The organism is Prevotella sp. KH2C16, from assembly GCF_900113305.1.
Lineage (GTDB): Bacteria > Bacteroidota > Bacteroidia > Bacteroidales > Bacteroidaceae > Prevotella.
Map to the genome: position 1 here is coordinate 1 of NZ_FOOW01000002.1, position 22,381 is coordinate 22,381.

A 22,381-nucleotide genomic window follows, 5' to 3' on the forward strand; every position below is an offset into this window, starting at 1 on the left:
GCACAGAAAGGAACGCAGTTCGTATTCTCTGACTTGGGGACATACAAGCCCGGAGAATGGAACGTGTATTCGGAAATCAAAAGAAAACTGGTGGAGGACTACCATATCCCGTCCTACGAGGTACGCTTCATTCAAGAATGTAAGAACGAAAAAGCAAAGAAGGCGATGGTGGATGCCATGAACCGTGGCGACATCCGCATCATCTTCGGTTCCACGTCCATGTTGGGCACGGGCGTGAACGCACAGCAGCGTGCCGTGGCCGTGCATCATCTTGACACGCCCTGGCGACCATCGGACTTGGAACAACGCAACGGGCGAGCCGTTCGTAAGGGAAACCTTATCGCCAAGGAGTTTGCGGACAACAAGGTCGATGTGATTATCTATGCCGTGGAGCGTTCGCTGGACAGCTACAAGTTCAATTTGCTTCACAACAAGCAGCTTTTCATCAACCAGCTGAAGACCAACACGCTGGGCAGCCGTACCATCGACGAGGGTTCGATGGACGAGGACAGCGGAATGAACTTCTCCGAGTACGTGGCGGTGCTTTCGGGCAACACTGATCTCTTGGAGAAGGCAAGGTTGGACAAGAAGATTGCCACCTTGGAATCCGAGCGCAAGAACTTCATACGCGAGCGTGATGCCGCGACAGGAAAGTTGGCGGAGATTGACAGTTCAGTGTCCTTCCATTCTGATAAGATCAAGGAGGCGAAGGCGGACTTGGCTCTCTTTGAGCAGCGTGTGGAGCGTGATAAGGAGGGACTGCCCGTCAATAAACTGACGATAAAGGGTGTGGAGGACAGTACCGATATCAAGGTAATCGCAGCCCGCTTGCATGAGATCGACGAGAAGGCACGCACCAAGGGCGAGTACAACAAAATTGGTGGGATTTACGGCTTTTCCGTCATGGTCAAGACGGAGAGCAGTTCAAAGAACCTGTTCGATTGCTCGGTGAACCGCTTTTTTGTCAAGGGACAGGAGAGCATCTACTATACCTATAATAACGGTAAGTTGGCGACAGACCCGAAACTTGCCTGTGAGAACTTCTTGGGTGCCTTGGAGCGTATCCCGAAGGTGATAGAGTCGCATGAGAAGGAAATGGCAAAGGTTGTGGCCAACAAGGACGTTTACACCAACATTGCCAACAGCTCTTGGAAGAAAGAGGACGAGCTGCGTGCGCTCAAAGGGGAGGCAGCAGAACTTGACAGAAAGATTGCGCTTACGCTTGCACCGCCGGAGGAGGAAAAAGAGGAAACGGAGGAAATGAAGCAAGGAGAGAACTTGTCCGACAATAATCATTCTGCCGGAATAAAGAACAAGAGTTATCCTGCTCAAGACAAGGAAGAAGACTACCGTTCACAAAACTTCAGACCCAAATGGAGACACTAATAGAAATACATTGATGATAATTATTATTAAGTCAGTTAGATTTTGGCAATAATCTCTGTTTATTGCCAAAATCTAACTAATTTTTATAATAGCTCACTCGTCTTGTCCCAATAGAAGAAGGCTTCCGGTAATATTTTTCAATTTATTGAGTTTTGTTTAGAACTATGTCCTAACAAATACAAGATTTTGGCAATAATACCATTTTATTGCCGAACCCCTGCCTTATTCTATAATCGTAAGTATTGGCTATAGGATACCTCTAAATCTCCTCTGAAGTTCTGACATGCCTTCCAACAATTCCTCAAACGATGGCTTATTCCCATAAATCATAGACTCCTTCATCGCTTCAAAGTCCGCTCTCCATATATCAAGAATGTCCTCTCTGGGGATAAGCTGGAGGCGTTTGCGTACATCAGGTGTATAATCTACATCCCGCACAGAGGTATAAATCTCTCGATGATGGCGGATAGATTCCCATAAGGCATCATCTGTGACTGCATTCCTTGCAAAATCCTTATTCATCATGACATACAGATCATAAAGGTGTCGGCTTTTGCGTTCTGCTATCATTCCATGTCTTGGAACAGAGAATAGCTCGTGAAGCAGGAATACCTTTTCAAGAAATGTCTTTGCGGGAATAGCAGTATAAATGATACTGTCGGTCAATGGCATAACAGGGAGGTTCTCACCAAGGATACTTTTGATTTGTATTGGCTCCGTCGGTTCAAGTAAAGAACGCGCGCTGACTTCCAAAACAACATCGGGGCGAAGATACATAAGTGCCTTATCAAAGACAGACTTGTAATGAAGATAAATTTGGCGTGGTTCTGGATAAGTATTGTCGCCTTCACCATTGGGCTGGGCATCGACCGTAACGAACAAATGCAATCCCTCATGTTTCACCTCTTTGCAGATCATGGGTGTCAGCTCCTCCAAAACGAAGAGCGACGATGCCTTTCGCAATTTCTTGATTTGTTTTTTGGTAAGGTCTCCTTCTTGTATACCAAGAATTACAGGATCCACCGCAATATCTATATCTTCCGAGAACCGATCTATTAGTTTCCAACCTTTGCTCAGACTTGTACCGCCCTTGAAAACAAGATGCCTGGCAACAGGCAGTGCAAAGACTACCTGCAGGATTGCGGTTACCCAGAAATCTTTCTCAATAACTTGGGCAGGCAGTCCAACCTTATGTGCAACTGATTCATAGACGCTTTTTCGCTGTGAATCTGATAATTCCAAAAACTTATTCATATAGGCTTATTATAAATTCCCTTACCTTTGAAGTCATTAGTTTAAGATCTGCAGCTTGAAGGCGGGGATTTTCATTCAACTTTACTTTAATGAGAGCTATCTGTTCCTCCGTCAGATTCTCCACCTTCCAGTCTTTAAGAGCCATTGTCAGGAGAAGAGCCAACTGACTGCGAATGGCAAAATATCTGGGGGAGGAACGCTTGAACTTGATGTTTTTACCCTCGCCAAGGTTTATAGTGCGTGATGCCCCATCGGTTAAGTAAACAACATTCATTGGCACCTGCTGGGTCAGTCCCAGCTGGTATTGGGCAAAAAGTCCCGTTGGAACTATCTTTGCCCCATCTCTTTTTGCCATCGCCTTGGCAATGTCTTCAAGCGATGGGGAAACCACTCCAAGCCCATATACCTTTTCTATTTTAGGGTAGCAATAGATGCCACGTGCTACCCTAAGTATCAGTCCTTTTTCCGTGAGGCGCTCCAATGCCTTATTGACTGCGTTCCGATTTCCATACGAAACAAAATCCCCTATAAAAAACACAGAACCTCTTCCGCACTTTTTTGACTTGGCAAGTATCTTGTTTTCAATACTTTCACTCATATTTATACTTTACTTTTGTCGCGAAAGAATATATTTTTCGCGACAGCAAAGGTACATATTAAATTTTATAATTTGAAAGAAATCCAGAAAAAATACACGCCCGTCAAAAATTATGGTTGTCGATTGGTAAAATGGATACGGATATACTATAGAGCATTCCGCTCTATAAGTATCTCATCTATTCTTTCCCGCAAGAACAGCAATCGTCCATTGGCTTTGAGGTAAGGTATTTTCCCGGCCCAAACCCAGTTGTAGATAGTCTTTTGTTCTACTTTGAGTATCTTGGATACATCTATAATGTCCAGATATTCCGGTTTAAGGGGTGGACGGACAGTCGTATCTACAGATTGCTCTTGCAGGACAAGCAGGCGGTCGAGTTTATCCTCGACATTCCTCAGCTTGTCGAACAGGCGTTTCTGCCAAGTATCTTCTGTATCGTAGTCTATGTACGGCATAGTTCTCCTTTTTGATAGTTACCATTGGTATCCTGTGCCAAGATACGCTGTTCTTTCATGTAGGCGATGTACTTCTTTGCGGTTCTATCCTTGATTTCCATCTCTCGCATCAGAACCTCACAAAGCTCTTGGTAAGTGAGCTTAAATGAATTTCGGAAGGCTTCCCTGACAACGCCAATAAGCTCATCGGTCTTGCGCTTTTCCTTGTCTTCCTTGGACTTCTCTCCACGATAGACGTGCATATCCTCTGCCTTGTCCCAGCCGAAAAGCATCATCGGTACGTCCAACGGGCTTCCGTCACGGACTTTCAACGCCTTTACGACCGAGTATTCGGGATTGTCATCTTTCTCTATGGAGAGAATACCTGCCGCCTTGCGTTGAAGTTCCGAGCCGATGTGTCCACGGAGTTTGATGCCATTCGGTACGAAGTGTAGCACGCAGATAATGCAGGTATTGTAGATCCCTGCCAAGCGGTAAAGTTCATCCACAATGGCTATGCTCTCCGTTTCATCGTTGGCTGAACGTATCAGGTCGGCTATTCCGTCAATCACCACGAGGTGGATACCTCCATGCCTGTGATGGAACAAGTCCATACTCTCGCGGATAAGTTTCAGCCTGTCCTTGCGAGACAGAGAGGCGAGGTACAGGGAGTGGTAAAACTCCGGTACTGCGGTCAATGAAGCCCGGCGGAGTGTCTTGCCTAAATTCTTGTGCAACTGTGCCCCAGACTGCTCCGTGTCATAGTGCAGGACCGCCAAGCCCTTGGGATTGGCGGTAATCTCCAATCCCAATGTTTTTTCTATCGGCAGTCGTTCTTCTCTCAACGCCCCGGCAAGGATGGCTCCGACATAGTTGCTCTTGCCCGTACCCTCGCCTCCGGTGATGCAGAACAAATTATCCTGCGTGCCGAGTGGCACACCGTTTATTGCCACCACCGACTTGGAAATATCTGGTGGGTTCTCATAGTCTATCTCACAGGAACGTAACATCATCATGGTTTGGCTGTATAGGTCTGAGAACATCTTGGCAAGCAGTTCTTTCAGTTCCTTTGCCCCGTTGCCCAAGGCAAAGAAATCAGAAATATCTTTTTCAGATTTCGTGCCGCTTAGCGGAAGGGAAAGATTCAATACCTTGTATTCTGTTAAATGTTCAGCCTGTTTATACGCCTCCCTTACACCGGTCTCATCCGCATCATACAAGAGTATGATATGCCGAAAGCGAAGTTGAAGGCTTTCGATGATACTTTCTGGTATCTGTGCCGTTTCACTGTTGAAGCAGATTGCATTGAAGCCGTGTGCATACAATGAGAGCACATCCTTTTCCCCGCCTGTGATGAAGAGTATATCGCCTTTAGTGGGAATCTGTTCCATACCGAAGCAATAAGTGACTGGCATCCGTCCGCCATAGAGAAAGCGAATTTTTGGACTATGAGGGCGATATATCTTGACATAGCCGTTTCCGATATAGGCAAACATAGGTTCCGTAGGTGATCCATAAAGTTCAAACTTTTTGCCTTCAGCAGATACACTTTCATAGCGTTTAAGACTCCGTACACGAAAGCGTCGGAGTGTATCCTCATGGATACCGTAATGCGCCCAATAGTTCAGCAATCCATCGTTAAAAGGCTGTATCTCGAAACTGTATGGGCACTCTTCCGTACTTTTGGCAATATCAGCCTTAGGACTGGAAACGATCGGGCTTTTATGGGTCAGTACAGCACGCTTGCCACACTTCTCACCGTCATACAAAGAATACAGTCCAAGTTCTTGGACGATGATTTTCAAGACTTCGGAAAAATCGGTTTTCAGGTTTAGGTCACGCATGGTTGCCACAAACCAAAAGCAATCCCCCGAATAGGTGGTATCCCCATGATCATAGAACTTATAGGATGAACTCTTCCTGTCATAGTAGATATGGCATGAAGCCCGCCTGTCGTCATAAAAAGGACTGCGGAAGTTTCGGTGAAGGTTCACCTCAAAGCCAAGGAAATGGGAAAACACATTAAGTCCTCCTTGTGTAAGTGAGAGTATCTGTTCCTTATCTATCATAATTGTCTTGTCGGTTTTTAGGGTTAAGGCATGAACTCATGATAAGGTTGTCCTTGAAACGGTTGAGCCGACCAAGAACCTCATCATTCCTCATGCCGGAAACACGGAGGCGGTTGCACTTTACGGCAATAAGGATTGACTTGAAGAAGTAACGCACATCTCCACTCTCCGTGTAGCGATACCGCACCAACTGCTTCTTGCGCCATCGGTAAAGGGTTGACTCTGAAACATTCAGAGTCCCGATAAGGTCTTTGGTGGTCATCTCCAGCTCATCATCTATATCCTGAATAAGACGGGAGGTGCGTGCGACATACTGTTCAATTCTATTGAGCCTGTCTATCAGTTCCTGATAGGCCTGGCTTTCTATTGCGATTATTTCCATCTTCCATCATAATTTGGTGTGTACGACAATATGTTGCGGTCCAAGATCCTTGACAAGGTCTATTACGCTGTTGTATGTGTCCCGATCAAACACATCGATAATCAACTGCGCCAATGGAAGTGGTTTTACCTGCCTCTTCCTTGCAATAGATGCAAGCAGGTCGCTCTCATCCATCCCCAAGACCTTGGCAAAGTTACAAATCTGTACGATACTCATTGACACAGTTCCTGCCTCCCATCTTGAGATGGTACTTGAGCTAACTTTCAGTTTTTCAGCGACATACTCTTGTGAGTAAGCCTTATGCTCTCGCTTCTCCTTTAGGATTTTGTGCAACTGTTTCATATGTATAAAGTTACAAAGACACCTAAATTTAAGCAACCCGCTTCATTCAAATGTTTGCATCCCATGCAAGGTGGCTTGCATTAAGTGCAGGTGAATATAATGAACGATGTCAGCATAGGATGATTTATTTGGTTTCTATTGATTATATATACGGAAAAACAATGTAACCGATCCGATTTGCAGATAAACCAAATAAAGACTTCACAGGAGCCAGTGCAAGGTGCAAGGCCCTTTATATAGAAGGACTTGCACCTTGTACTGGAAAGTGTAGCAGTAAAATGTCTAAATATTTATGGCACAGAGATTTGGAGGTTAGTACAATTTTATATATCTTTGTACCCAAGAAAAGAGAGCAGTTGTGCTTTCAAAAGGTAGTCAGAAAGGTAGGCATTAAGCGGTCAGAATACTGCTACAAAAATGCTACACAGATGATTTGCCAAAATACATAGAAGATTTATATACAACGAGATACGAGGGCTTGGTTCACAAGCCTCCCTTTCCGCAAAAAGACTTGCTCCTGAAGGGCAAGTCTTTTTTGTTTTTCAGAGGCTTGCGGCAGAGCCTGCTGCCATTCTGCGAGTCGCCCTATTCTTTCATCTTTGCCTTGCGGGCATACTCGAAGAGCGACTGCGGCAGGTGGCAATAGCCTGCGGGGTTCTTGTCGAGGTAGTCCTGATGATACTCTTCTGCATCGTAGAAGTTCTTGAGCGGTTTCACCTCGACGACGATGGGCTGCGTCTGCTTCTTCTGCTGCTCGGCCATCACTTTGCGAATCGTGGGCAGGTCGGCCTCGTCGGTATAATAGATGCCCGTGCGATACTGTGTGCCGCGGTCGTGTCCTTGCTGGTTGAGGGTGGTCGGGTCGATGGCTGCAAAATACATATTGAGCAGAAACTCAAGGCTGATGACGGCCGGGTCGTACTGGATGTGCACGGTTTCGGCAAACTGCGTCTTGTCCGTACACACTTCCTCGTAGGTGGGATTCTTGGTAATGCCGTTGGCATAGCCCACCTTCGTGTTCTCTACTCCTGCTATCTGCTTGAAGTAATGCTCGGTGCCCCAGAAGCATCCTCCTGCCAAATAAATCTCTTTCATATCTTGTTTGTTGATTAATTTCAAGTAGGTGCCATAGCCTTTCTCGGCCATCTCCTCCTCGGGAATGAAGCGCAGCGACGCGCTGTTGATGCAGTAGCGCAGGCCGCCCGATTCCTTTGGGCCGTCGTTGAACACATGGCCGAGGTGCGCGTTGCCGAGTTTGCTGCGCACTTCGGTGCGCGTCATGCCGTGCGAACGGTCGGTCTTGTCCGTTATGAGGTTCTCGTCGATAGGTTTCGAGAAGGCCGGCCATCCGCATCCGGAGTCGTATTTGTCGGTGGAGAGGAAGAGAGGCTGTCCCGTGGTGATGTCTACATAGATGCCCTTGCGGAACTCCTGGTCGTAGGCGTTGCTGTAAGGGCGCTCGGTGGCGGCATGCTGGGTTACCTCGAACTGTTCGGGCGTGAGCATCCTGCGAAGCTCTTCTTCCGAAGGGCGGGCATAACGGTTGGTGTCGTTTATTTGTATCTTGTCGTTCATCCTGCTGTTTTTTTCAGAAACTTTTGGCGTTTGTCCGTTTGTTTGACACGACTGTAAAAATAAGACCAGTATTAATGCTGCGAGATCTGACATCCTTTTCTTCATAGCTTTTCACATTTTTATAGATGATGGATGGACGATAGTCCTTGCCGGTAAAGGTGCACCTGCTGTCCTGGATGCTCACCTTGTCGACATTGCGGAAATACATGGCGTAGGACGGGAAGTAGGGCCACTCACTCGTGGAACGGTTCTCGAACCACTCCGGGAGTTTCGGATCGTCGATGCCGCGGAACTCCAGGTCGGCCCTGCGGATGACTATTTTCTCGCTTCGTGCCGTGCCCCAGCTCTTCACGGAGAGTGCCATGCGGGTGATGTCGCGCGCCGTGAGGTCTTCCACGACCAGCCGGCCGAGGGTGTTGTCCTCGCTCAGCGTTACGGAGAGAGGGGCAAGCACGGTGGCGACCTTTATCCTGCGGAGCGTGATGTTGTCGAGTCTTCCGGGTGCGGAGCCCCATCCTCCGGGTTCAAGGCTTATCGCATAGCTTGAGTTGCGGTTGCCCGAGGTGATGTGCTTCTCCGCTCCCGGGCCGTAGATGGTGCAGTCTTCCACGAGCATGTTGCGTGAAGGTTGAATCATACGGATGCCGTTGCACGACGAGTTGAGCGTGCAGCGGGTGATGCGTATGTGGTTCCAGTAGCCGCCGGCGATGGCATCGTCGCCGGTATGCATCTCACAGCGGTCTATCCGCACATGGTTGCAGCCCCGGATGTGGATGCCGTCCCAGCCACCGGTAATCGTGATGCCGCTGAACAGCGACTTGTCGATCTCATAGCCGAGGATGGCATAGTTTGACGCTCTCACAATCTTGAAGTCCTTGAACCGGAGGTTCTTGCTGTTTGCAATCAGGATGGTATGCGGACCTCGCTGATGCTCCTCGCCCCGCGGATTGAACACCTGTGCCCCGTCGATGATGCCCTTACCCTCGATGCCGCTGTGGCTGACACCCACGAAATGGATGAGCGCCTGCGACCATACGGGGTCTGTCGCGCTGTTGAAGTTGACGGTTCCGCGCCCGCTCTCGTATTTCGACAGGTCGCTTACGGGGTGCAGATAATCGTAGGCCAAAAGGTCGCCGATGCCCCTCAAGACGGCTTCCCGCTCCAGTCGGAGCACCACGCGGCTCTTCATGTGGATGGTGCCCGAAAGGAAGACGCCCTGCGGCACGCTGACCGTTCCGCCGCCTTGGCGGGCGCATTCGGCCACGGCCTTGTTAATGGCCTGCGTGTTGTCGGTCTTTCCGTCGCCGACGGCCCCGAAGGTCAGGATGCTGATGAGGATGGATAGCAACAGGTGCATGTCTTGTCTCCGATTTGATTCTGTAGGCTACAAAATTACAGAATTCTTCTGCCGATATGCAAATCTCGGCTGAAAAATAAGATAGTTTCACATTTGCAACTCAAACTGGCGGGAATGTTAAAATTGGTCTCACGAGAATGTCCTCGTTTTCGGCGAGAGAGAGGTTGGCCGCAAACAAGCGAGTTTTGAGCGGTTTTTGCAACTGGCTGATGTACAAGAAGTTAAGGATAAAGGAGTTGAAGAAGTTAAGTAAAATGTGGCGATTTCCAGGGTGAAAAGCCGCTTTTTGCCCAGCTGTCAGCGGCTAAAAGCCGTGCAGGAAGCGGCAAACAGCAGGGTAAAAGGCCGTCTTTTACTCACCTTTTAGCCGTCTTTTGCTTTTTAGATAGCTGTTTCCGGGTGGAAGGAGGAGCTTCCATGGTGTTCCCGATTGCTATTTCGAGGATTTTGGCTGACATTTCCCCGTCGTTTTTTTAACTTAAAATTTTCGTTGGAAAAATGCTTTGTGCGTCGCTTAGAAAGTGTCCAGCAACCCGCTGCAGGCGTCTTCTATCAGGTCGAGTGCATACTCGAAGTCTCGGTCGCCACCGTAGTAGGGGTCGGGAATGGTGGCGGCAACATGCGTCCGGAGAAAGTCGGGCAACATCTTTACCTTGGCTTTCTCTTCTTCGTCGCGTGCCATTCGCATGATGGCTTGGTAGTTGTCGTGATCCATCACATAGATGTGGTCGAAGCGGCTGAAGTCCTCTTGTCGGAACTGGCGGGCACGATGCGAGAAGTCGTAGCCGCGGCGGGCACCGTGGCAGCGCATCCGCGGGTCGGGCAACTGCCCTGCATGCCAGCCGCCGATGCCGGCAGAGTCGATGTAAAACTCCTGCTCCCGGCCGGCCTCCTGCACAAGGGCGTGCATCACGCCGTCGGCAGCAGGACTGCGGCAGATGTTTCCGAGACAGATAAATAACAGCTTATACTTGGAATTCGTCTTCTGATTCATGTTGCAAAAATAAACATTTTCAGGCAGAAAATCGTGTCCTTTCGGGAAAAAGTCTTAAATTTGCAGACAGGCATTTACTACAAATCAAGGTTTATATGGATAATCGCAGAATCATAAAAGGCCTTACCGTTCTCATGGGCGTCCTGCTGTTCACGCAGGCTCCGGCACAGTCGCTCACCCGGAAATACAGTCAATGGCTCACCACTCCGCGCAGCTATGTGGCCTATCGCACCACCGCCAAGCCCGTCGTTGACGGCCGTCTGACGGAGGCCGACTGGCAGAAGGCGGCCTGGACGGAAGACTTTGAGGACATCAGCGGCAAGGGATTCGCCCGGCCTAAGTATCTCACTCGGGCGAAGATGATGTGGGATGACGACTGCCTCTACATCGCCGCGGAACTTGAGGAACCGAATATTACGGCCACGCTCACTCGCCATGACGACATCATCTATCGTGATAACGACTTCGAGGTGTTCATCGATCCGGACGATGACGGCGAGTGTTACTACGAGATAGAACTGAATGCGCTCAACACGCTGTTTGACCTGATGCTCAATCGCCCTTACCGCAACGAGGGCAATTTCTTTGATCAATGGGACTGTCCGGGCATCAAGACCGCCGTCTACATCGACGGGACGCTGAACAACGACACGGATAAAGACCGCTCGTGGACGGTGGAGATGGTCATTCCGAAGAACTCCGTGAAGACCAGTTTCGAGCATCCGCTGAAGGCGGGAAACTGCTGGAGAATCAATTTCTCGCGCGTGGAATGGCTCTCGAAGCCGGAGGAAAACTGGGTGTGGAGTGCTACCGGTGCTATCGACATGCACATGCCCGAGCGGTGGGGCTACCTCTATTTCTCGGGAAAGACGGTGGGCGAGGGGACTGACGAGGTGATTTTTCCCCACGACATGAACCTCTACCGACTGCTCTGGGCGATGTATTATGCCCAGGCTGAGGCCAGGGAGAAAACCGGGAAGTATCTTCTGCAGATAGCCGACTTCGGTCTTGGCGACGAGGACAAGGCCTTGTTGCCGGGCGGCTCACAACTGCGGCTTGAGGCTACGGACACGATGTTCAAGATTACCATAAAGACTTCGGGCGAGGTCTACAGCCTGGATCACAACAGCCACTTCGTCAGGAAGCCGCTGGAATCAAAACAATGACCGGAGCCAGGCTAAGGTCTTGTTCCACCAGCCGAGTGTATCCGGTCGTTCGCCGGATGCTCCTGGCTGTCGGTTTTCCTGTCCGTCAAGAGCCACCTTGTCAATCCAGCACACCTGGTCGTCGGTCAAGGCTATGCCCTGCATGCGTGTGATGTCTTTGAATCCCTTTCCGGGGAATGACAGGCGGACGGTGTCCATGTCTTCCGTCGACCGCTTTTTCAGGATGCTGACGGTCTTGGGAATCTTCACGACATCGTATTCGTCTTTGTACATATCCGTGTAATGGATGCACAGGAAGACGCGCACATTCTCGAGATTGAGTCCGGAGCGGTTCTTTAGCTGCACCTTCAGCAGTTTGTCGTCGTCCCAGAAGAGCCAGCGCGAGGCCGGCTCGATGGCTATGTCGAGATAGGAATGCTCCAGCTGGAGCTGACTGAAGGAGCGGCTGAGATTGTCTTTGCAGAACTTCATGTCAGACAGCAGACCGTCGTAGATGCCCTGGTTGCTGCGACGGAAGAAATGGTCGTAGATTTCCTCTTTTGCCTTCTTCAGGTCTCCCCGGTCGCTATAGCTCTTGGCCTTGAGGAGGTTTGGGCTGAAGATGCCGTATCCCTCCATGGTCGCGAGATACAGGCTTTGCAGGTAAAGACCCTCATGCGTCTTGCTCAGATAGGCTCGCATGCGGTAGGAGTCTGCCATGTCGGTGAGCTGTTCGGCTTGGCGGGGATACTCGATGGCGCCTGGTCGAAAAAGGAGAAGGCCCGCTCCAGGTCGTGGGAGTTCTTGTAGATAAGTCCTTTGAGGACGAGGGCTGGTGCCGTACGCGCCGGATTCTGTGCCTCGTATTTGAGCAGGGTGGCATAAGCCTCGGCCTGCGCCGCCGAGAGATTCGTCGGCAACTCCTGTCGTTGCAGGCTGTCGAGAGCGGGAACCTCGCTGTTTCGTTTGATAAAGGAGGGTAGTTCATAGGGCTTCTCCTGGGCGTCTCTCACAATGAGGGCACACGCCTTGAGCAGCAGTCCTTCCCCGTTGTCGGGATATTTGTCGAGGATGCTTTGAACATCGGCCAGAGCATCGTTGGGTCTTCCTGCATAGAGATCGAGGTAGGCCTTGTCCTTGCTGATGCAGAGAGCGTCATATTCCTTCATGTATTTCTGATAGATGGGAGCATAGTCGCTCAGATACTGCCTGTAAGAGGCCTCCAAGGCCTGCATGTCATGGCGGATGGCAAGGCGCAGGTCTTTGTCTTTTTTGTATTGCTCAAATGCCGAATTGGTAACCTTGTCGATGTCGCTGCCTTGCGCAATGGCAACGATAGACAGGGGTTCTCCCATGAGTGCGCCCAGTACGGCGATGGGATTGACGGGCATATTCTTGCCTCCGACGGCGGCGCTGCGTGCCAACATCCATAAGTCGCTTAGTTCTTCGTCCATGCCTTGAAGGCGAAACATATACTGAAGAATCGGCAACAACCGTTCTTTTGCCTCAAGCACATCGGGCGCCACGCCGCTATAGTCCAGCCGCGCCATGTAGTTCAGATATTCATTGAAGTCTTTGGAGCGTGCCTGAGCCAGTTCTAAAGCATTCATGACACATACGGTCCGCTCGATGTCATAATCCTTTCCGCTGGCAAGGTCGTGGCGGTTGGTGATGGCCTGATAGGCCGGAATGAACTTGCCTGTCGGTTGATAGGCCTCAACATCAATGGGTTTTACCACCCGCTGGCATGCCGCAAGAAGTATCGAGGATAGAATTATACAGTAAAGACAGACCTTTCTCATCTCTTCACATCTACATTCCGGAACAGGGATATACCTTTAAAATAAACCCTCACTCCTATTTCCCTTGCCATAACAAGGGATGTCAGGAGTGGGGGATAGCAAGTGTCTTGACGACCGTTATTTCTTGAAAAGCCCCTTGAGCTTCTGCCAGAAGCCGCTCTTCTGTACCTCTTCCACGGCATCCTGAAGGGTATCGCCAGCCTTGTCGGCATGCTCCTTGACGAAGTCGACGGCCTCTTTCACATGTTCGTTGTTCTTCAAGTCGTTGATGGTGTCCTCTACCTTCTGCTGGGCAGCCTTCACATTTTCGTTCTCCTTGAAGTCCTTAATGGCTCCTTCAACCTTCTCCTGTACGGCTTTCACATTCTCATTCTCCTTGAGGTCGCCGAGTATGTCTTCGACTTTGTCCTTTGCCTGATCGACAACATCCTCAATCGAGCTTTTGGGTTCGTCGGCTTTTACGGCCTCTTCAACCTTTTCCTGAACTTCAGCTACGGTTTCCTTGACCTCCTGCTGAGCCTCTTCGATTACATTGTTTTCTTCTGGAATCATAATTTTTTGTTTTAGGTTTATGGTTTATCGATGGTTTTATTTTTGCAAATATAATAAAATAATTATACAAACCAAGTATTTTTGCCTTTTTTATTCTCTATTGGACTTATTTTTTTTAATTACGAAAGTTATAATGGCATGTGAATATTTTTTCGTAACTTTGCAGCTGCTATACGAAGTGTTATGATGAGTTTTCTCGATATTCTCGTTCTTGCCGTGGCCTTGGCGATGGATAGTTTTGCGATGGCCATCGTCAGCGGGGTAATCCTGAAGCGGCGGGAATGGGGAGTGATAGCCCGGCTCAGTTTCCTTTTCGGATTCTTTCAGGCGGCCATGCCCCTGCTGGGATGGCTACTTGCGGCGCGCTTTGCCCGCTACATAGAGGCCTATGACCATTGGATAGCGTTTACCTTGCTGGCCTTAATTGGCGGCAAAATGATTGTTGAGTCGTTTCAGGAGAAGGTGCAGCGGCCGTTTAATCCTGCCAGGCTGAACACCCAGATGGCCTTGGCCTTGGCAACGAGTATTGACGCTCTGGCCGTCGGGATATCGTTTGTCTGCGTCGGCTATTCCACTCTCGGGAGTCTTTTGTTTCCGTTGCTTGCCATCGGCATCTCGTCAATTGTCCTTGGCGTGGCGGGCTGTCTCTTGGGAATTCATTTTGGAGTTACGGTGTCGAGACGCGTGAAGCCCGAGCTTTTTGGAGGAGTCATCCTCGTTTTTATAGGTATAAAGATTCTTGTGAGCCATCTGTTCGGCTTGTAGAGCGGCGCGGCTGGCATACGGCTTTTTATCAGGAAAATCTCAAAAGACAATCCTCGTTACATCGTCCATCTTCGTGCGTTGCTGCTTCGGAACACTAAAATGCAGATAACCTTCCCGATAAATGAATGGCAGGGACTTCAGGGTGCGTAGCAAAGTAACTTCTTTAGGCTTCCTCCCGGCCTTTATGGAGACTTGCGATTTTGAGTTCGGCAGGATGTGTGCGTATAAGGTATCCTGTCCCCTGCTGGTGAGCGGGACACTTGCCAGTTCGGGCCCCGGTGTCATCTGGGTTCCCACAACCGACTCCTTGCCGTATATCATCCATGTTGTCAGCGAGTCCATCATGTGATAGAAATTCGGGTGCATGTTGCCGTCTTTGTCCGGGCCGATGTTTACCAGAAAGTTTCCTCCTAACGAGCGGGCGGCGGTCAACGACTTGAAGAACCATCCCATGCTGCGAAACTTACCCTTCTTGTCGTATTCCCATCCGCCTCCTGATGTCCAGAGATCCTCGTATTCCCACCATTTATAGGGCAGGTAGGTGGGTATCGCGCATTCAAACGGCGTGGTGAAGTCGCCGATACTCACGCTCGTGCCGTCGGGATTGTCAGGGTCTACGAGGTTGGCCCATCGGTCATTGATGACAATATCGGGTTGCAGAGAGCGAATCCAGGCATAGATTTTCTCGGTGTTCTCTTCCTGGATTCCGCGCCATCCCATGCCGTCAAGCCATAAGAGGTCTATTTTCCCGTAGTTCGTCAGGAGCTCCTCGAGCTGCGCCATGACATAGCCGAGGAACTTTACATAGTCTTTCCGGTTCTGTATTGAGTCGGTAATGGGGAACTGTTTCTTGCGAGTCTTCTCCACGAACTCCTCGTCGCGCATCTGTCCGGGATAGTGCCAGTCGCGTGGCGAATAGTAGATGCCCACACGAAGGCCTGTTCTCCGACAAGCGTCTACATATTCCCTGATCAGGTCGCGCCCGTTAAGATATTGCTTGGTGCCGATTCCGTATTTAGAAGGCCATAAGGCATATCCGTCGTGATGGCGGGCCGTGAGCACGGCGTAGGTGAATCCCGCCTCCTTGCAAGCCTTGAGATACCTGGCGGGATGATAGCCTTCTGGCTTGAACTTCCTTGCCATGGCATAGTAGGTCTTGCGGTTGTGGGGATTGCGTCCGGCATACCGGAATCCCTTAATCATGTTCCATGAGGGTTGCACTCCCTCCACGCTATGGATTCCCCAGTGCATGAAAAGCCCCAGTCCTGCCGTCGGAAACCACTGGGCACCGGCATTAGGGTTTGGAAAGACGACGGGCTCCACCAGTGGAGTGTCTATGAGTTGCCGGGCTCTGGCAATGTCTTCTTGGGATATGTCGTAGTCTTCAGGGAGGATGCGCCATTGCGCATGTGCCGTCAGGGAGAGGCAGAGGAGGAAAAGGATAGTCCGGTATTTCATGATAAGATGTCTTAGATGGTGCAAAGGTAGTCATTATCCGCCAATCGTCCAAATATTTTTTAGTCTTCTTTTCGCTGCCTTTGTGGATAACTTTTGTTATCTTTGCATGGTGATGGAGGAACGCAAAATCATACATGTGGACATGGATGCTTTCTTCGCGGCCGTGGAGCAGCGGGATAAGCCGGAGCTCAGGGGCATCCCGCTGGCCGTAGGCTTCGACGGCGATCGCGGCGTTGTGTCGACGGCAAGTTATGAGGCACGCCGGTTCGGAGTGCACTCCGCCCAGTCGATACAGGTGGCCAAGCGGCTCTGCCCGCAGCTGACCATCGTGCTGCCCGACTTTCATCGCTACAAGGCTGTTTCCGAACAGGTGCGCAGCATCTTCCTTGACTATACCGACCAGATAGAGCCCATCTCCATCGACGAGGCCTTCCTGGATGTAACGCACAATAAGAAAGGCATCCCGCTGGCCGTTGACATAGCTGAGGATATTCGCCGCCGAATTCGCGAGGAGCTGCATCTGACCGCCTCGGCAGGCGTTTCTTATAACAAGTTCCTGGCTAAGATAGCTTCTGATTACCGCAAACCCGACGGTCTCTGCGTGATTCATCCCGACAAGGCGGTGGAGTTTATCTCACAGCTGAGGGTCGAGAAGTTCTGGGGAGTCGGTCCTAAGACCGCCGCACGCATGCATTCCATGGGCATTTTCACGGGCGAGCAGCTTCGCAGGGTGAGCAAACAGCATCTGGTTACTGTGTTCGGAAAGGTGGGGACAGTCTATTATGACTTTGCCCGGGGCATTGATCCTCGCCCTGTGGAGACCGACTATGTGCGCAAGTCGGTGGGCTGCGAGCAGACTTTCATGCAGGACATCAGCCTGAGGTCGGCCGTCGTCGTGGAGCTTTACCACACCGTCCTTGAGTTGGAAGGTCGCCTGAAGCGTGCGGAATTCAGAGGAAAAACGCTCACGCTGAAGGTGAAATACGCCGATTTTGCCCAGATTACGCGGAGCCTGACGGCCGATAAGAACCTGAAGACGAAGGCCGACATCCTGCCTTTGGCCAAGAAACTGCTGGCTGAGGTGGACTATTCCGCCAGCCACCCGATACGGCTGATAGGCCTGAGCGTGAGCAATCCGCATACCGAGGACGACCTTGTGCGCCATCCGGAGTGGATAGAGGGCTGCCTACCGTTTGAGGACTGAGGCGGTTTCGCAGGCTCTCTGCAGAGCGGAGAATGAATAAAAAGGGCGGGGATCGTTGTGTTTTTCAGCAGAAAACATTATCTTTGCAACATAGTAAGGTGTTTTAAGAAAGGAATCCTATGAAGAGATTGTTAATGATGATGGCCTTCGTCCTGATGGGAATGTCGGCCATGGCACAGGATGTCATCCCGCTGCCAACTCCTGACAAGAATGTGGAAATGTCGCTGTTTACGGCACTTCAGCGGCGCCGCTCTGTCAGGGAGTATGCCTCAAGGCCGATAGATTTGCCGACGCTCTCCCGGGTTTTGTGGGCGGCGTGCGGCATCAGTCAGCCGGAAAGCGGAAAGATTACGGCGGCATCAGCCATGAACCGCCAGGATATTCAGGTGTATGTGTGCGGCGAGAAGGGAGCCTATCTCTTCCATCCGGCAACCAATGAGTTGACCAAGGTCTGCGGCAAGGACCTCCGTGCGTCTCTGGCGGGGTCTCAGAAAGGTGTCGCCACAGCACCTTGTTTTCTCCTCCTTGTGAGCGACCAGGCCAAGTTTGGCGGCCGTGGACAGGGCGAAACCTTCGGTGCCATGGATGCGGGCTATGTGTCGCAGAACATTTATCTGGCTTGTACCTCGCTGGGACTCGGCACCGTGGCTCGCTATGGCATGGACCGCGACACCCTGAAGAGGGAGCTGGGACTTGCTGACACGCAGGTAATGGAACTTAATCATCCCGTCGGATGGACTAAATAATAATAAGGAATGAAGCAGACCAAGATTGTATGTTCCATCAGCGACCGCCGATGCGGGGTCGACTTCCTGCGCAAGCTGTTCTTCGCAGGAATGAATGTGGTGCGCATGAATACTGCCCATGCCACTCCGGAGGGCATCAAGACCATCATCCGGAACACGCGCGAAGTATCGCCGCACATCGCCTTGCTCATTGATACCAAGGGACCTGAGGTGCGCACTACCGATGTAGAGTCGCCCATTGCCTACAAGACGGGCGACACCGTAAAGATTTTCGGTCGCCCGGAGATGGACTCCACCCATGACATCGTGAATGTATCCTATGCTGATTTCGCGCAGGATGTCAAGGTAGGGGACGACATTCTCTTTGATGACGGAGCCCTCGACATGAAGGTTCTCGACATCCAAGGTCCCATGATTGTGGCTCAGGTGCAGAACGACGGAGTGCTCGGAGCCCACAAGAGCGTGAATGTGCCGGGCGAACACATTGACCTTCCGGCACTCACGGCGAAGGACAAGATGAACATTGAGCTTGCCATAGAGCAGGATATTGACTTCATTGCGCACTCCTTCGTCCGCAGCGCGGCCGATGTGAAGGCCGTGCAGGACATTCTCGACGCCCACGGCAGCGACATCAAGATTATCTCCAAGATAGAAAATCAGGAAGGCGTGGACAATATCGACGAGATCATCGACGCCTCCTACGGCATCATGATTGCGCGCGGCGACCTGGGAATAGAGGTTCCGATAGAGCGCATCCCGGGCATCCAGCGCCAGATTATCCGCAAGTGTATCCTGAAGAAGCGTCCCGTCATCGTGGCCACGCAGATGCTGCACTCCATGATCAACGCCCCCCGTCCCACGCGCGCGGAGGTTACCGACATCGCAAATGCCATCTACTATCGCACCGATGCCCTCATGCTGAGCGGCGAGACGGCGTCGGGCAAGTATCCCCTTGAGGCCGTGCAGACCATGGCCACCATTGCCGAGCAGGCCGAGGAGGACCGGATGGGCGGAAGCAGTATGGAACTTCCGCTGAGCGACGACTGCACGCAGAAGGAGTTTCTGGCTCATGCAGCCATCGACGCTACGATCAAGTTGGGTGTGAAAGGCATCATCACCGCCAGCGAGACGGGGCAGACTGCCCGCGACCTGGCGGCCTTCCGGGGACCTGTGCCTGTGCTTGCCATCTGCTATCACGAGAAGACGCAGCGTTGGCTGAACCTCAGCTACGGCGTCATTCCCATCCATCAGAAGGAGCACCTCACGCCCCAGTATCTGTTTACGGCAGCCCTGCGCATGCTGCTTCAGAAGAAATATATCCGTATGGAAGACAAGATAGCTTACCTGAGCGGCAGCTTCGGCCAGAACGGAGGCACCACGCTGCTGGAGATAAACAAGGTGAGCCAGGTGTTCGACAGAAGCTATAGCTTTCATTTGCCCGACTATACGGAGAAGCAATAGAAACAAAAAGGAAAACCGCCACGGGCTCTTTGTCCAGCGGAGGATTGCTTGCGGTAATGTTACAAGCGGCGTGTAAGGTTGTTACACGCCGCTTGTAATGTGATTACACGCCGCTTGTAATCGGATTACAAACCGCGTGTAACAGGAGCAGAAGCCCTTAGGGCACTTCCAGGTGATGATTTCCGAGAGGGCTTAAAGCTTGTTGATGACCTTCTGGAGCTGCTCTCCAAGGCCGATGGTATAGCCCTGCGAGGAGAACACCACTCGGTTGAAGGTGTCGCCGATGATGAAGATCGGAAGCAGGCGGTCATTGGATAGCTTCATCTGAGAGACTATCTGTTTCTTGATACTTCCGTCGCGGTCGATGCCGAAAATCGTCTTCTCGGGCAACGCCCCGAACTCCTTCAGGTTGAATTTGCGGGCATCGGCCTCGCTCTCGAAGAGCAGTACGAACGGCCGTCCCCATTCGTCGAGCTGCTTCTTCACCTTGGCGATGTCGTTGAGGGCGTGGTTTGTGGGTTCCTGCCCTACGCCGAGGATGCCCAGGACGAAGTAGCCGCGGCCGGTCTGAGAGAGCAGGCTCACCTCTGTCCCGTCCCTGACGAACTTGGATTCGCTGTCGAAGTTTCCGATAACGGCCACCTCGTTGTCGGCAGCACGCATCTTGAGGTCGAGGGTGGTGGTTTCTCCCCGTCGGATGTTGAAGGTCTGGTTGTTCACCAGCACGCTGCCGTTGGCGAGGCGGGTGCCCGTCGTGAGCAGGTAGGTTCCTTCGTCCAGCTTGGTACCGTTCTTGAAGGTGTTTGCCCAGCTGGTGCCTCCGCCCATGTCCACTTGTCCTTCCTCGAAGTTGAGGAGGTAGGTGCGGCCGTTCTCAATCTCGCTGATGGAGAAGTGGCTGTAGTACTTCGGGTTGTCCAATAGCTTGGTGGGCTCATAGTTGAGCACGAGCGTGCCCTGCGGGGCTGACTGCTGCTCGGCTGCCTCGAAGTCTACATCTATCCACTTGCCGCCTTGTTTGTACTGTACTTTTCCTGTTACTACATCCTCCTGTGCCTCGATGTTCAGGCTGCGGGCAAGGTCGACGAAGAAGATGTCGCGCGACCGGCTGTCGGTCATGCGGCTGCGCCATACGCCCATGGGGGTCTGTGGAATGCGAAGTGCCTTGTCGTCGGGATTCAGCCGGATATGGTCGCGAGTCCACCTTACCAGCAGGGCCGGGTCGGCACGGAACTTCTCAATTTCGGTCTTGGAGAAGGCTTTTGCCAGGTATTGCTTGAACGGCGTGATGAGCATTTCCGTCTCTACGCGCGGACAGAGCTGGTCGCTCGGCGCGTTCATATTGTCTTCCAGTATCTCCATCTTGATGTCGCGCAGGTCTTTGTCGCTCAGGCTCTTCAGCAGGTCTATGGCTCGCTGCTGCCGGTCTCCGTGCTTCTGGAGGAAGGCGAGTATCGTGCGCCAGTTGCCCCTTGCGGTGGTGAGCAGCTTGTTGACCTCTTCCGACACCTTCGGGCCTTTCTGATAGGGCCAGAAGGTGTGCTCGTAAGCCTTGCGGATGGAGTCTTCCTCTGCAAACCGGACCTTGTTGCGGGCGTTCTGCTCATCGCTGACCTCGGGCAGTTTCACATTCTCCGGAGGTGGAACGATGGTGAGCATGTCGATGGGGAAAGCCCTTTCCTTGATGTCGGTGGCGTGAGAGCGGTTGAGTTGGATGGTAACCTCCCGGTCTTTTCCGAATGAGGCCTTGGCATAGCCGTAATGCCCGTCCTTGGAAGCCCATACGAGGAGGTCGCCTAAGCCTGATGTCAGGAAGGTCTTGCCCTGCTTGTCGGTATATTTGCTCACCGCCGTGTAGAACTCCGCATAGTTGTATATCTTGAAGTCCACACGGGCTCCTTCTACGGGTTTTCCCGTCTGGTCGAGGACGGTAAAGTCGACGCGTGCCGTCTTGGCATAGTTGTCGATGAGGTTGATTTCCGTGAAGTTGGTAGTCTTCAGCACCACTTCCTCCGGACCTCGGTAGTCGCCGAAGGCACGGGTGTGCATCAGCATGGCGCGTGAGGCGGGCGCATTAAACCAGCCGAGATTGAGCACGGCCTCCGGTTCGCACGCTCCGAGGAAGTACCATGTGCCGTCTGCCCATGCCTCCACCCATGCGTGGTTGTCGTCGGTATGCGCCCAGCGGGGCGTGTAGACCTGGCGGGCGGGAATGCCGATCGTGCGCAGCATGGCCACGGTGAATGTGCTCTCCTCACCGCAGCGGCCCAGCGCATTCTTCATGCAGGCCAGCGGAGAGAGGGTGCGCCCGTCTGACGGGTGATAGGTTACATGCTCGTGGCACCAGTGGTTTATCTCGAGGATGGCATCCTTCATGCTCATTCCCTTTACGCGCTGCTTCAGTTCCTCGTAGAGCACGATGCGGGCACTGTCCAGATTTTCGTTGTTCACGCGCATCGGGAGCACGAAGTGTCGGAACAGAAGCTCTGGAATCTTTTGTCCCCAAGGCATCTCCTGCCGTGCCTTGAACGACATGCGCACATTGCCGAGATAGAAGTTGGTGGTGTAGTCGGTGGCATCGGCCAGCGGCATATAGGCATAGAGGAATTGGAGGGCCTCCTGCTCTTCGGTGGTTGGGGAGAGTCCCTTGAGTTCGTAGAATTGTTTTCCAATAAGGCTCAGCTTACTCTGGAAAGCGTTCTCCACCGTCTGCCGATACTGCGCGTCCGTGATGAAATGACCGTCGGCAAGGCTTGTTACCGACCATAGGATCATTGTAATAAACAAAAATACATTCTTCATAGTTAGTGAGACATTGAAAAGGGGAGATGCAGAAGCATCCCCCTGTCTGATAAAG

20 protein-coding genes are annotated in these 22,381 nt (G+C 51.6%); 6 read left to right on the forward strand and 14 right to left on the reverse strand.

Annotated features, from left to right (window positions below; genetic code table 11):
• Window positions 1-1,386, forward strand: a 1,386-nt coding sequence (locus BM114_RS01655; RefSeq protein WP_092109745.1) for a helicase C-terminal domain-containing protein, incomplete at its 5' end; no start/stop codon positions are given.
• A gap of 246 nt (window positions 1,387-1,632) precedes the next feature.
• Here the strand turns inward: BM114_RS01655 and BM114_RS01660 are convergent.
• The 9 genes from BM114_RS01660 to BM114_RS01700 form a co-directional block, all read right to left on the reverse strand.
• Complete coding sequence (locus BM114_RS01660) at window positions 1,633-2,640, reverse strand: nucleotidyl transferase AbiEii/AbiGii toxin family protein (protein ID WP_092109747.1); 1,008 nt, start codon at window positions 2,638-2,640, stop codon at window positions 1,633-1,635.
• Window positions 2,633-3,238, reverse strand: coding sequence for a DUF6088 family protein (locus tag BM114_RS01665; protein WP_092109749.1), 606 nt, complete (start codon window positions 3,236-3,238; stop codon window positions 2,633-2,635). The genes BM114_RS01660 and BM114_RS01665 overlap by 8 nt, the downstream gene beginning before the upstream one ends.
• A gap of 146 nt (window positions 3,239-3,384) precedes the next feature.
• Entirely contained in the window at window positions 3,385-3,693 is a 309-nt protein-coding gene (locus BM114_RS01670; RefSeq protein WP_092109750.1) for a helix-turn-helix domain-containing protein, read from the reverse strand.
• Window positions 3,681-5,741, reverse strand: a complete 2,061-nt coding sequence (locus BM114_RS01675) for a bifunctional DNA primase/helicase (protein WP_092109751.1) — start codon at window positions 5,739-5,741, stop codon at window positions 3,681-3,683. The genes BM114_RS01670 and BM114_RS01675 overlap by 13 nt, the downstream gene beginning before the upstream one ends.
• Window positions 5,731-6,123 (reverse strand): DNA-binding protein, encoded by a 393-nt coding sequence (locus BM114_RS01680; protein ID WP_092109752.1) that lies wholly within the window; start codon window positions 6,121-6,123, stop codon window positions 5,731-5,733. The genes BM114_RS01675 and BM114_RS01680 overlap by 11 nt, the downstream gene beginning before the upstream one ends.
• A 6-nt stretch (window positions 6,124-6,129) precedes the next feature.
• Entirely contained in the window at window positions 6,130-6,465 is a 336-nt protein-coding gene (locus BM114_RS01685; protein ID WP_092109753.1) for a helix-turn-helix domain-containing protein, read from the reverse strand.
• A 585-nt stretch (window positions 6,466-7,050) separates the two neighbouring features.
• A complete protein-coding gene (locus BM114_RS01690; RefSeq protein WP_092109754.1) occupies window positions 7,051-8,145 on the reverse strand; it encodes a bifunctional methionine sulfoxide reductase B/A protein in 1,095 nt (364 codons plus the stop codon).
• Complete coding sequence (locus BM114_RS01695) at window positions 8,054-9,397, reverse strand: glycoside hydrolase family 28 protein (protein WP_092109755.1); 1,344 nt, start codon at window positions 9,395-9,397, stop codon at window positions 8,054-8,056. Before BM114_RS01695 ends, BM114_RS01690 begins: the two co-directional genes overlap by 92 nt.
• A 514-nt stretch (window positions 9,398-9,911) precedes the next feature.
• On the reverse strand, window positions 9,912-10,391 hold the full coding sequence (locus BM114_RS01700; RefSeq protein ID WP_092109756.1) for a low molecular weight protein-tyrosine-phosphatase: 480 nt from the start codon (window positions 10,389-10,391) through the stop codon (window positions 9,912-9,914).
• Window positions 10,392-10,486: 95 nt separating this feature from the next.
• Between BM114_RS01700 and BM114_RS01705 the strand changes: the two genes are divergently transcribed.
• Window positions 10,487-11,557, forward strand: a complete 1,071-nt coding sequence (locus tag BM114_RS01705) for a carbohydrate-binding family 9-like protein (protein WP_255406395.1) — start codon at window positions 10,487-10,489, stop codon at window positions 11,555-11,557.
• On the opposite strand, the gene BM114_RS01710 is transcribed toward BM114_RS01705, so the two are convergent.
• The 3 genes from BM114_RS01710 to BM114_RS01720 form a co-directional block, all read right to left on the reverse strand.
• Window positions 11,546-12,256, reverse strand: coding sequence for a hypothetical protein (locus tag BM114_RS01710; RefSeq protein WP_143089226.1), 711 nt, complete (start codon window positions 12,254-12,256; stop codon window positions 11,546-11,548). The genes BM114_RS01705 and BM114_RS01710 overlap by 12 nt on opposite strands.
• A complete protein-coding gene (locus tag BM114_RS01715; RefSeq protein ID WP_143089227.1) occupies window positions 12,223-13,338 on the reverse strand; it encodes a hypothetical protein in 1,116 nt (371 codons plus the stop codon). Before BM114_RS01715 ends, BM114_RS01710 begins: the two co-directional genes overlap by 34 nt.
• 117 nt (window positions 13,339-13,455) lie before the next feature.
• Window positions 13,456-13,890 carry a hypothetical protein gene (locus BM114_RS01720; RefSeq protein WP_092109759.1) on the reverse strand — a complete coding sequence of 145 codons (435 nt, stop codon included), beginning with the start codon at window positions 13,888-13,890 and terminating at the stop codon, window positions 13,456-13,458.
• A 186-nt stretch (window positions 13,891-14,076) separates the two neighbouring features.
• Here BM114_RS01720 and BM114_RS01725 point away from each other — a divergent pair, with 186 nt between their 5' ends.
• A complete protein-coding gene (locus BM114_RS01725; protein ID WP_092110164.1) occupies window positions 14,077-14,655 on the forward strand; it encodes a manganese efflux pump MntP in 579 nt (192 codons plus the stop codon).
• Window positions 14,656-14,694: 39 nt separating this feature from the next.
• Here the strand turns inward: BM114_RS01725 and BM114_RS01730 are convergent, their stop codons facing one another.
• Entirely contained in the window at window positions 14,695-16,113 is a 1,419-nt protein-coding gene (locus BM114_RS01730; RefSeq protein ID WP_092109762.1) for an alpha-L-fucosidase, read from the reverse strand.
• A gap of 112 nt (window positions 16,114-16,225) precedes the next feature.
• Between BM114_RS01730 and dinB the strand changes: the two genes are divergently transcribed.
• The 3 genes from dinB to pyk all read left to right on the forward strand — a co-directional run bounded on the left by dinB (window position 16,226) and on the right by pyk (window position 19,524).
• Window positions 16,226-17,317: a DNA polymerase IV gene (dinB, locus tag BM114_RS01735; protein ID WP_177207017.1), complete on the forward strand. Its 1,092-nt coding sequence runs from the start codon at window positions 16,226-16,228 to the stop codon at window positions 17,315-17,317.
• 119 nt (window positions 17,318-17,436) lie between these two features.
• The gene (locus tag BM114_RS01740; protein ID WP_092109766.1) at window positions 17,437-18,063 is read left to right on the forward strand and encodes a SagB/ThcOx family dehydrogenase; all 627 of its coding nucleotides are present in this window, start codon (window positions 17,437-17,439) and stop codon (window positions 18,061-18,063) included.
• Window positions 18,064-18,072: 9 nt separating this feature from the next.
• Window positions 18,073-19,524, forward strand: coding sequence for a pyruvate kinase (gene pyk / locus BM114_RS01745; RefSeq protein WP_092109768.1), 1,452 nt, complete (start codon window positions 18,073-18,075; stop codon window positions 19,522-19,524).
• A gap of 192 nt (window positions 19,525-19,716) precedes the next feature.
• Here pyk and BM114_RS01750 read toward each other — a convergent pair whose 3' ends face one another.
• Window positions 19,717-22,326 carry a transglutaminase-like domain-containing protein gene (locus tag BM114_RS01750; RefSeq protein ID WP_092109770.1) on the reverse strand — a complete coding sequence of 870 codons (2,610 nt, stop codon included), beginning with the start codon at window positions 22,324-22,326 and terminating at the stop codon, window positions 19,717-19,719.
• Between the last annotated feature and the right edge of the window lie 55 nt (window positions 22,327-22,381).